A 10634-nucleotide genomic window follows, 5' to 3' on the forward strand; every position below is an offset into this window, starting at 1 on the left:
TATGTCACGGTGACGATGACGCCCCGCAGCCGAGCTGGCTACGGGGCGTCACCTATTTCAGTCAGCCGACGTAGATCTTCGTGAGCGTCTGAAAGTCGGTAGCGATGACGTCACCGGGCCTGAAGACGCGCCGGGTGGCCGTGCCGACCGGATCCACGACCTCGACCCAGCCGGTGTTGCCGCCCGCCTCGACACTCGACGAGCGCGGGAGATTGACGCCGAGCGTGCCGACGCCGCCGTAGCAGTTGGTCTGCTGAGCGCCGGACCCGTCGGTCCAGTGGATCTTCACTGCGGCACTTCCGGCCGAGCACTCGATCTCCTCGGCCGCGAACGCCGGCGTGGCGATGAAAAAAGTCGCCGCCACCGCGGCGACGATCATGGGCGTGCGCAAACTGGTCCCCCTAGATCAGTCCCTCTTCGAGGACAGCATGGCGCCCAGCCGCGTACCGGCCCAAGCATTTTCAGCACAAACGAAGAGCGCGGCACCGAGAAGCTCGGCACCGCGCTCAGACCGGAAACTCAACGAGCGACAGCGCGCTCGATCAAACCGGCGTAGATCTCGCCCAACGACTGCCCCGCCGCCTCGACGGCCATCGGCAGCAGCGACGTCTCGGTCAGTCCCGGCGACACGTTCACTTCGAGGAAGTAGACGGTCCCGTCCTCGGCCACCACCGCGTCGGTCCGCGAGACGTCCCGCAGCCCGAGCAACCGGTGCGCCGCGACCGCGAGCTCCCCCACCGCCTTGGCCGACGCGGCCTCCAGCCGAGCCGGCGCGTGGAAGTCGGTCAGCCCCGCGGTGTACCGAGCGGTGTAGTCGTACACCCCGGTCTCCGGAACGATCTCGACGGCGGGCAACGCGGTCGGGCCGTCCGGGCCGTCGACGACGGTCACCGCGACCTCGACGCCGGAGATGAACTGCTCGGCCAGCACGGTGTCGCCGTACGCCAGGCACCCGACCATCGCGGCCGGCAGCTCGGCGGCGTCCCGGACGACCTGAGCACCGAGCGCCGAGCCACCCTGGTCCGGCTTGAGCATCAACGGCAGCCCGAGCGTCGAGACCATCGCGTCCAGCACGGGCTGAGCACCCAGCTCCCGGAACGTCGCGTGCGGCAGGACGACCCACTCCGGCGTCGTCAGCCCGGCACGAGCCAGCTCAGCCTTCGCGGTCGGCTTGTCCCACGCACGTCGGCACGCGCGCGAGTCGGTGCCGACGTACGGCACGCCGAGCATCTCCAGGATCGCCTGCACCGAGCCGTTCTCACCCTCGCCGCCGTGCAGAGCGACGACGACAGCGTCCGGACGTGAGGTACGAAGACGCGTCAGCAACGACGAGTCGGCGTCCCACTCCTCCACCGTCACGCCCACCGACCGCAGGGCAGCCGACAGCCGGCGACCGGAGCGGATCGAGACCTCGCGTTCGTGGGAGAGCCCACCGGACAGCACAGCGACCATTCGGTCAGCCACAGCAAAACTCCAAGGATCAGGCGGTGTCGGGCGACGGGGTCTGCGGGCCGGACAGCTGACGGCCTGACGTCGCCCCGAACGTCGCGTGCAGCTGCATCTCTTCCTCGATGACGTTCGCCAGGCGGCGGACGCCCTCACGGATGCGCTCCGGGGTCGGGTAGCAGTACGAGATCCGCAGCTGGCGGGAGCCGAAGCCGTCCGCGTAGAACCCGGTGCCGGACGCGTACGCCACGCGGGCCGTCACGGCGCGGGGCAGCATCGCCTTCGTGTCGATGCCCTCGGGCACCGTCACCCAGACGTAGAAGCCGCCATCGGGGATGTTCCACGTGGAACCTTGCGGCATGTGCTGCTCGAGAGCGGACACCGCCGCGTCCCGGCGTTCCCGGTACGCCTCGCGGTACGTCTTGATCTGACCCTTCCAGTCCTGGGTCGAGAGGTACCGCGACACGATCATCTGGTTCAGCGTCGGCGGGCACAGCGTGGCCGACTCGGCCGCCAGCACCAGCTTCTCGCGCACCGCGTGCGGCGCCAGCACCCAGCCGACCCGCAGACCGGCGGCGAACGTCTTCGAGAACGACCCGAGGTACACGACGTTGTCCGGGTCCATCGACCGCAGCGCCGGGTACGTCTGGCCGTCGAACCCGAGCAGCCCGTACGGGTTGTCCTCCACGACGAGCACGCCGTACGAACGGCAGATCTCCAGGATCTCGGCCCGCCGCGACACCGCCAGCGTCACGCCGGCCGGGTTGTGGAAGTTCGGGATCGTGTAGAGGAACTTGACCCGCTGACCAGCACGTTTGCAGGCCTCGAGAGCCTCTCGCAGCAACGACGGCACGAGCCCGTCGGCGTCCATCGCCACGTGGACCACGTGCGCCTGATACGCGGTGAACGAGCCCAACGCGCCGACGTACGACGGTCCCTCGGCGATCACCACGTCACCGGGGTCGCAGAAGATCCGGGTGACCATGTCGAGGCCCATCTGCGAGCCGACGGTCACCACCACGTCGTCCGGGTGGCCGTTGATGCCCTCCAGCGCCATCACGTCGCAGATCTGCTCGCGCAGCAACGGAACACCGTGCGCCGAGCCGTACTGCAGGGCCACCAGGCCTTCCGTGGCGACGAGATCACCGATCTCGGCCGACAGCGACTCCAGCGGCAGCGCGGCCAGGTGCGGCATCCCGCCGGCCAGCGAGACCACCTCAGGACGCGACGCGACTGCGAAAAGTGCCCGGATCTCCGATGCCGTCATCCCTGCCGTGCGCGCTGCGTAGCGGCGGAGGTGTGGGTCGAGGCTTCTGGGGCCCTGCTTAGCGGGCTGTCCGGGCATCGTCATGTGGGACTCCTGAATGGGAAACGTCCCGAGCGAGTGTAACCGTCGTCCCGTTCAGGGCACGTGCCTTCCCGGTTCCGTCACATTCGCCTACCCTCGTACGGGTCTACTGTGCGTGTTTAGGGGTGGAGGTCGGGGTGTCGCGACGCGTTGTGGGCGTCACGCTGGACAACCTGGAGCATCTCTCCAAGCACAGCCGTACGTGCGTTTTTTGGGAACTTGCCCCTCACCTGCGTGAACAGGCCGAGGAATACGGTGACACCGAGTTCGAGAAGGAAGCCTGGGTCTCCAGCGTCCTGCTCGAGTGGGGCTCGTGTGGCCGGATCATCTACTGCGACGGCATTCCGGCCGGTTCGGTCTTTTACGCACCACCGGCCGCTGTTCCGCGCAGTGCCGCCTTCCCCACCTCCCCGGTGAGCCCGGACGCGGTCCTCATGACGTCGCTGGAGGTCCTGCCGGAGTTCCGAGGGGGAGGACTCGCGCGCGTGCTCGTACAGGCCGTGGCGAAGGATCTGACGCGTCGTGGCGTGAAGGCCGTCGAGGCGTTCGGCGACATGCGCCCGGACGAAGAAGGCAGCTGCGTCACGCCCGCTGAGTTCCTGACGAGCGTCGGCTTCAAGACCGTGCGGCCGCACCCGCGCTGGCCCCGGTTGCGCCTGGAGCTGCGCAGCGCCATCACCTGGAAGGAAGACGTCGAGGCCGCCCTCGAACGCCTCCTCAACAGCGTCACCGTCTCGACCGCGGAACCCAGCTTCCGTCCCGTCTGACCACACGAAAAAGGCCCCCTCCCTTGGGTTCTAGGGATCGTTGCAACACCTGAGTTGTTCAGGGGTTGCAGTGTTCGGGATCCGTGGGGACCGGTCGCCGCAGGGACGTAAGAAGTTGGTGGCGGAACGCCAGCAATATCTTGATCTTGTGGCGAAGGGTGTGGGCACCGCGCAGGCGTGCCGGATCGTCGGGATCCACCGGCGGACCGGGCACCGGTGGCGATACGGAAGACCAAGCCAGGCCAAGGCCGGGCGGAAGGCGACTCTGCCTCCCGCCCGGCCTGCGCCGTCCTCGGACCGGTTGCTGACCATCGATGAGCGGATCGTGATCGCCGACGGGCTGCGGGCGGGCCGCTCACAGCGGTCGGTCGCGGCCGAGCTGGGCCGCAGCCCGTCCACGATCAGCCGGGAGATCAAGAACAACGCCCATCCCGGCTCGGGTGACTACCGGCCACACGCGGCCCACGACCTCGCCGCGGCCAGGCGCCCGCGGCCCAAGCTCCGCAAGATCACCGCCTGTCCCGGACTACGAGGTCTGGTGCAGGGCATGCTGGACGACCGGTTCAGCCCCGAGCAGATCAGCCGCCGGCTGCGCCGTGATCACCCCGACCGGCCGGAGCTGCACGTGACCCACGAAACGATCTACCAGACCCTCTACCTGCAAGGTCGCGGCGAACTACGCCGCGAACTGGCCCGCGCCCTGCGCACCGGCCGCACCGTCCGCAAGCCTCACCGCGCACCAGACCAGCGCCGGCCCCGATTCACCCACCCGATGATCATGATCAGCGAACGGCCCGCCGAAGCCGAGGACCGCGCCGTCCCAGGCCACTGGGAAGGCGACCTGATCATCGGCGGTGGTGGCACCTCGGCGATCGGCACGCTGGTCGAGCGGGCTACCCGGTTCGTGTTGCTGGTCCACCTGCCCGCACGCCACGACGCCGAGACCGTCCGCGACGGCCTCATCCGCACGATCGGCACCCTGCCCGAACTTCTGCGGCAGTCGCTGACCTGGGACCAAGGCTCGGAAATGGGCCGCCACCACGAGTTCAGCATCGCCACCGGCATGCCCGTCTACTTCTGCGACCCGCACAGCCCCTGGCAACGCGGCTCCAACGAGAACACCAACGGCCTGCTACGCCAATACTTTCCCAAAGGCAGCGACCTGTCCGTCCACAGCGCCGACGAACTCACCGCCGTCGCGGCACAGCTCAACCGCCGCCCACGCAAAACGCTCGGCTGGGACACCCCAGCCGAGCGCTTGACTAAACTCCTGGCCGAAGCCAGTTGATCACGTGTTGCAACGACCCCTCGAATTCGCCTCCACGTGGAGGGGGCCCTTTTCGTGTGGTCAGCTCTTCGACATCTCGTAGCGCAGCAGGTCGTTGAACGTGAACGTGCCCGTCGGCTGGTCGTCCTTGCCGAGCAGGTAGAGGCGCTTCACGGCGACGAGGATGCCCTCGGCCACGATGTCGCGGAATCCGGGCGTCGCCAGCCGCGCGCGGTCCTCCGCGTTCGTCAGGTAGCCCACCTCGACGCGGACGGCCGTGCAGCGGGTGAGCCGCAGCAGATCCCACGTCTTCGGGTGTGATCCGCAGTTCTGCATCGACGTGCGGGCGGCGACCTCGCGCTGGATGAACCCGGCCAGCGCTTCACCCACGGTCGACGACGTGCCGTTGCCGGTGCCGTAGTGGAAAGTCGCCACGCCCTGGGCGTTCGGCGAGGAGTTGCCGTCGGTGTGCAACGACAGGATCAGATCGGCGCCTGCCTCGTTCGCGAACCTGGCGCGCTCCGCCTCGTCCGGGCAGTTCGCCGGGCCACGCGTGAGCAGCGCCTCCATGCCGGTGGCGGCCATCTTGCCCTCGAGGCGCCTGGCCAGGTCCAGCATCAGGTCGGCCTCGGACACGCCGTCCACGACCACACCGCGGTCCTGACCGCCGTGACCGGGGTCGATGACGATCCGCTTGCCGGACAGTCGGGAGCCGGCGTTGCGGACGCGCTCCTGCTCGCGCAGCAGCACCGGACGGCCACCGCGGACCTTCGGCTGGAGCTGCCGCAGCGCGCGCACGGTGTCCGGACCGCACATGCCGTCCACGATCAGGCCGTAGTCGCGCTGGAAGTTCTTCAGCGCCTGCTCCGTCTGCTGGCCGAACACGCCGTTCGCCCGGCCTGCGTCGTAGCCCAGCTCCAGCAGGCGTTCCTGCAGCATCAGCACGTCGTCGCCGGTGGTCGGCTGCGACATCAGGTATGCGAGCGGCCGGTCGCCGAGTGAGAACGTCGCGTCGCGCAGCGCGCGGTAGGTCGCCGGGCCGACGATGCCGTCGATGATCAGCCCCCGCTGCTGCTGGAACGCTCGCACGGCGTGCTCGACCTGCTGGTCGAACACCGGCGGCGCCTGGGGGTCGGCCGGCGGAAGCAGTCCGAGCCTGGTCAGGGTCGACCGGATCTCGGCAACATCACTTCCGACGTCCCCGCGGCGGAGCAGCTGCATGCACCCTCGCTCGACTAGGGCGCCGAACTTGGTCGGCGCGTCAGTTGGGAAGCCCTTATTGTGCCCTGCTCCGCAGAGTGATCGATGCAGGGCTACTCACAGTCGCACCGAGATCACGTTCCCGGCACCTGACAAGCGTGACCCGCCCGTCTTATCGATAGACGGGCGGGTCACGTTGCGCGTTGCCTCGACTTTGTTCAGCCGATGCAACTTTCAGCTCAGGCCAGGACGTCCTGCAGGTCGTTGAGCAGGGCCGCCTTGGGCTTCGCGCCGACGATCTGCTTCACCGGGCGGCCGCCCTGGAAGAGGATCAGCGTCGGCACGGACATGATCTGGTAGTCGCGGGCGATCGACGGGTTCGCGTCGATGTCGACCTTGGCGACGGTGAGCTTCTCGCCGTGCTCGGCCGCGATCTCCTCCAGCACCGGCGCAACCATCTTGCACGGGCCGCACCAGGTCGCCCAGAAGTCGACCAGCACGGGCTTCTCGCTGGTCAGCACGTCGTCCGCGAACGACTTGTCGGTCACCGTGACGGTGGCGCCTGCCATGTTCTCTCCCTAACTCGCAGAAAAACTTCAGATGCTCTTGCCGTAGCCGCCACCGACCGCCTCGGCGGCGATCTCGGCGTGCTCCTCGCCGTGCTCGGCGAGCCACCGTTCCGCGTCGATCGCAGCACTGCAACCGGAGCCGGCGGCGGTGATGGCCTGGCGGTATTCGTGGTCGACGAGGTCGCCTGCCGCGAACACGCCGTCCAAGTTCGTGTAGGAGGTCCTGCCCTTGGTCAGGACGTAGCCCTCCTCGTCGAGGTCGACCTGGCCCTTGACCAGGCCAGAGCGCGGGTCGTGGCCGATCGCCAGGAAGAAGCCGGTGACGGGCAGCTCGGACTCCGCGCCGGTGACTGTGTCCTTGACCTTGATCGAGGACACCGTGCCGTCACCCAGCACGTCGGTGACCTGCGTGTTCAGCTGCCACTTGATCTTCTCGTTGGCGCGGGCGCGCTCGAGCATGACCTTGGAGGCGCGGAACTCCTCGCGGCGGTGGATGACCGTGACCGACTTGGCGAAGCGGGTGAGGAACGTCGCCTCCTCCATCGCCGTGTCACCGCCACCGACGACCGCGATGTCGTGGTCGCGGAAGAAGAAGCCGTCGCAGGTGGCACAGGCCGACACACCGCGGCCGAGCAGCTCCTGCTCGCCGGGGATGTTCAGGTACCGGGCAGCGGCACCCATGGCGAGGATGACGGCCTTGGCCTGGTACTCGACGCCGTTGGCGACGACCTTCTTGATCTCACCGGTCAGCTCGACGGACTCGACGTCCTCCGCCCGCAGCTCGGCGCCGAAGCGCTGCGCCTGCTCGCGCATCTGCTCCATGAGCTCGGGGCCCATGATGCCGTCGCGGAAGCCGGGGTAGTTCTCGACCTCAGTCGTCGTCATGAGGGCGCCGCCGTACTGCGAACCCTCGAAGACCAGGGGCTCGAGCTGCGCGCGGGCGGCGTAGACCGCCGCGGTGTAGCCCGCAGGCCCCGATCCGATGATGATCACGTTGCGCACGCTCACGGCCCCAGCAACTCCTCGATCTCGTCGTCTGACTGGCTCAACGGATCGTAGGTGCAGCTAATTCCGTGACTTGAGCGACTACCTCTGCTTGATGGTGGTGTCCGCGAGGACGCCTTCCGGCTTGTCCGGTCCGCAGGTCTTCGGGTCCAGCACGACCAGCCGGTACTGCGCGAGACCGCTCGGCAGGATCGCCATGACGGCTTCCTTGCCGTCGAGGGTGATCGGGCTGATGCCGAGCGGGTTGCCCGAGCTCGTGATCCCGCCGCCCTTGAGACAGCCCGCGAGGCGGTCCGGGGTCTCCAGCGGGCCGAAGTTCTGCGCTTTCAGCACGTCACCGACCGCAGAGCCGAGTTCGGACTCCTTCACCGCGAGCGGCGGGGCGGCGTTCGGCTTGGAGGACGACGTTGTCGGTGCCGGTTGAGCGTCGTTCGAGCTCGGCGTGGTGCCCGGCGACACGGCCAGCACGACACCGAACGCCGCGGCGGCCGCGACCAGCACGCCGGCGCCACCGAGGCCGAGCCTGCGGTTGCGGCGCTTGCGGGCCTCGTCCAGCGACACGACCGGGGCGGACGGCCGGGCCTCGGCGGCGAGCGCGGCGTCGATCCGTGCCGCCACGTGGTCGGGCATCGGGATCGGCGGCAACGCCTGCAGGTCCTCCAGCGTGGCGTCCAGGGCCTGGAGGATCTCCCTGGCTTCGGGGTCCGCCTCGACCCGCGGACGCAGCTGTGCGGCGACCTCAGGGGGCAGCACGCCCGCGTGCAGATCCGCGATGAGGTCAATCGACCACGGCGGACCCATCGGCACGCGCTCCATGCCGGTCATCGGCCCTCCCACTGACGTTGCTCTTGCACATTCACACCGTCAGCTGGGACGTTCGCATCTGCGATTCGGTTCCTGAGGTGCCCGAGAACTTTGGCGAGCTTGGCGCGACCTCGCGCACACCGGCTCTTGACCGTGCCCTCCGCAATGCCGAGCATCTGCGCCGTTTCGGCGACCGAGTAACCCTCGACGTCGACGAGCACGATCGGCGCCCGCTGCTCCTCCGGCAGTTCCATCAGCGCTTCCTGCACCATGAGGCTGGTCTCGCGGTCGCTCATCGCGTCACGGGGCGCGACGGGCTCGCCGGGACCGGCCTCTGGCAGCGGCACTGTCGGTCTTGTTTGTCGCCGTCGCATCCGGTCGAGGCACGCGTTCACCACGATCCGGTGAAGCCAGGTGGTGACCTGTGACTCAGCGCGAAACGACGAGGCCGCGCGGAAGGCGGAGATGAACGCCTCCTGCAGCGCGTCGGCGGCCTCCTCCGGGTCGCGCAGCGTGCGCAACGCCACGGCCCACATCCGGTCGCGGTGCCGTTTCACCAGCTCCGAGAACGCGTAGGGGTCACCTGCGGCGTGGGCCGAGATGAGATCGGCGTCCGAGCTGGCTGCGGCGGTCACGCCAGCACTTTAGCGAGGACGATCACAGATCATCCGAACAGGGCTACTGCGCGCGGGTGTAGAGGATCTCGCGGATCTCCGACTGGTTCTTGCCGCCACCGGCGTTCGTCAGCTGCGTGATCCAGATCAGCACGTGACCGGTCGGTTCGTGCTCGTTCAGCTGGATCTGCGTCTGCCCGTCGGACAGGTCCGCGATCCCGATGACCTTGGTCTCCTCCAGCGGGGAGTCCAGCGCGGACGCCACCCTGATCTCGACGTGCGTGCCCTTGCTCGGCGAGGTGATGGTGACCGAGGCCAGCCGCACCGGCTCGGCGAACGACGCCATCAGGCCGATGCCGGGCTTCAGGGCCGGGAACTGCTGGAAGTAGTTGTCGGACCGCCAGAACGTGTTCGCGTTGTTGTCGACCGCGCGGCTCGCCTGGTTCGCGTTGTCGGGCTGGTTCGTCACGTCGTAGACGCCGATCCGGCCGGGCTGCACCGGTCCGGCCGGTGTGGGCGCCGGCGCGGTCTGCCCGTTCGAGTTCGGCTGGTTGATCACCACGGTCGGGCCGCCGCCCTTGGACGGTTCGTCGCTGAAGAACCCGACGATCTGCACGCTCAGCCACACGATCACGGTCACCGTGGCCAGGGCGAGCACGCCGACGCTGATCCACAGCTTCTTCTTCTGCTGCTTGTCCTGGCGCGGCCGCTGCGTCGTCCACACGACCTGCTCGTCGTCGTCTTCCCGCGGCGTCACGGCCTGGATCAGCGACGTCTCGGCCTCGTCGGCCGCGATCTGGTTGAGCACCTGCAGAATCGCCGCGGACGTGCGGATACCGCCGACGGACGTGTCTTCCAGCGACCGCACCGCGACGGACGACAGCTCGTGCGGCAGGTACGGGTGCAACGCGTTCGGGGCCACGACGGACCCGTCCGGCCCGGTCGGGGCCACCGGCACGCCGCCGGGACCGCCCGGCAGCGCCCACCGGCCGGTGAGCAGCAGGTACAGGATCGCGCCGAGCCCCTTGACGTCGTCGCGCGCGATCGCGTCCGGCCGCGGACCGGGGAACGCGAGGCGCAGGCGGCCGTCCGAGGTGACCCGGATGCGCTGCGGGTGGTCGGCGCCCAGCACGAGACCGGCGTGGTGCGCGCCCTCGATGGCGGCGCCGAGCGGTTCGAGCAGGCGGGTCGCGGCGCCCGCCGGCAGCGGGCCCTCCGCGATGAGGTCCATCAGGTCGGTGCCCTGGGTCCACTCGGCGACGACCATGCCGAGGATGCCCTCGTCCGGCCGGATGCCGGTGCCGGGCGTGAGCACGTCGATGACCCTGGAGACACCGGGGTGCGTGAACGACGCGGCGTGCATGGCGCGTTCGACCGTGCGGCGGGCCCGAGCGGCGGCCTCGTTGTCGGCCAGGTCGCCCAGCAGCACGGTCAGCGCCACGTCCCGGTTGAGCTGACCGTCCCGCGCGCGCCAGAGCTCGGCGTTCGATCTGGCGTCCGCACCGGATTTCGCGAGCAGGCGGTAGCGGCCGTTGCCGATGACGCCGCCGGGGACAAGGGCGGCGTGAACTCCGCTACTCACGGGCACGAGGGTACGGGACGACGCTCACCGCC

At 69.0% G+C, this 10634-nt stretch carries 11 protein-coding genes; 2 read left to right on the forward strand and 9 right to left on the reverse strand.

Annotated elements, in window-relative coordinates; all coding sequences use genetic code 11:
* Positions 1 to 61: 61 nt before the first annotated feature.
* The 3 genes from DI276_RS46220 to DI276_RS46230 form a co-directional block, all read right to left on the reverse strand.
* The gene (locus tag DI276_RS46220) at positions 62 to 391 is read right to left on the reverse strand and encodes a hypothetical protein (RefSeq protein ID WP_157985371.1); all 330 of its coding nucleotides are present in this window, start codon (positions 389 to 391) and stop codon (positions 62 to 64) included.
* A gap of 128 nt (positions 392 to 519) precedes the next feature.
* Positions 520 to 1464, reverse strand: a complete 945-nt coding sequence (locus DI276_RS46225; protein WP_112276159.1) for a D-alanine--D-alanine ligase family protein — start codon at positions 1462 to 1464, stop codon at positions 520 to 522.
* 16 nt (positions 1465 to 1480) lie between these two features.
* Positions 1481 to 2797, reverse strand: coding sequence for an aminotransferase-like domain-containing protein (locus DI276_RS46230; RefSeq protein WP_112276161.1), 1317 nt, complete (start codon positions 2795 to 2797; stop codon positions 1481 to 1483).
* 134 nt (positions 2798 to 2931) lie between these two features.
* On the opposite strand from DI276_RS46230, the gene DI276_RS46235 reads away from it, so the two are divergent.
* Both DI276_RS46235 and DI276_RS46240 read left to right on the forward strand, forming a co-directional pair.
* Entirely contained in the window at positions 2932 to 3561 is a 630-nt protein-coding gene (locus DI276_RS46235; protein WP_112276356.1) for a GNAT family N-acetyltransferase, read from the forward strand.
* Between the two features lie 115 nt (positions 3562 to 3676).
* Positions 3677 to 4849 (forward strand): IS30 family transposase, encoded by a 1173-nt coding sequence (locus DI276_RS46240; RefSeq protein ID WP_408610646.1) that lies wholly within the window; start codon positions 3677 to 3679, stop codon positions 4847 to 4849.
* A 60-nt stretch (positions 4850 to 4909) separates the two neighbouring features.
* Here DI276_RS46240 and DI276_RS46245 read toward each other — a convergent pair whose 3' ends face one another.
* From DI276_RS46245 to DI276_RS46270, 6 genes are all read right to left on the reverse strand, one after another.
* Entirely contained in the window at positions 4910 to 6049 is a 1140-nt protein-coding gene (locus DI276_RS46245) for an N-acetylmuramoyl-L-alanine amidase (RefSeq protein WP_112276165.1), read from the reverse strand.
* 218 nt (positions 6050 to 6267) lie between these two features.
* Positions 6268 to 6597, reverse strand: coding sequence for a thioredoxin (gene trxA / locus DI276_RS46250; protein WP_090101891.1), 330 nt, complete (start codon positions 6595 to 6597; stop codon positions 6268 to 6270).
* A gap of 27 nt (positions 6598 to 6624) precedes the next feature.
* A complete protein-coding gene (trxB, locus tag DI276_RS46255) occupies positions 6625 to 7605 on the reverse strand; it encodes a thioredoxin-disulfide reductase (RefSeq protein WP_112276167.1) in 981 nt (326 codons plus the stop codon).
* 78 nt (positions 7606 to 7683) lie between these two features.
* Complete coding sequence (locus DI276_RS46260; protein WP_232837379.1) at positions 7684 to 8427, reverse strand: hypothetical protein; 744 nt, start codon at positions 8425 to 8427, stop codon at positions 7684 to 7686.
* Positions 8424 to 9041, reverse strand: a complete 618-nt coding sequence (gene sigM, locus DI276_RS46265) for an RNA polymerase sigma factor SigM (RefSeq protein WP_112276169.1) — start codon at positions 9039 to 9041, stop codon at positions 8424 to 8426. Before sigM ends, DI276_RS46260 begins: the two co-directional genes overlap by 4 nt.
* A 43-nt stretch (positions 9042 to 9084) precedes the next feature.
* Positions 9085 to 10602, reverse strand: coding sequence for a protein kinase family protein (locus DI276_RS46270; RefSeq protein WP_112276171.1), 1518 nt, complete (start codon positions 10600 to 10602; stop codon positions 9085 to 9087).
* Between the last annotated feature and the right edge of the window lie 32 nt (positions 10603 to 10634).

Source organism: Lentzea terrae, from assembly GCF_003265345.1.
Classification (GTDB): Bacteria; Actinomycetota; Actinomycetes; order Mycobacteriales; family Pseudonocardiaceae; genus Lentzea; species Lentzea terrae.

Bases quoted from the DNA above. Each gene is read 5' to 3' on its own strand.
- DI276_RS46230 (WP_112276161.1), bottom strand. From the start codon at position 2,797: ATGACGATGCCCGGACAGCCCGCTAAGCAGGGCCCCAGAAGCCTCGAC.
- DI276_RS46245 (WP_112276165.1), bottom strand. From the start codon at position 6,049: ATGCAGCTGCTCCGCCGCGGGGACGTCGGAAGTGATGTTGCCGAGATC.
- trxA (WP_090101891.1), bottom strand. From the start codon at position 6,597: ATGGCAGGCGCCACCGTCACGGTGACCGACAAGTCGTTCGCGGACGAC.
- DI276_RS46260 (WP_232837379.1), bottom strand. From the start codon at position 8,427: ATGACCGGCATGGAGCGCGTGCCGATGGGTCCGCCGTGGTCGATTGAC.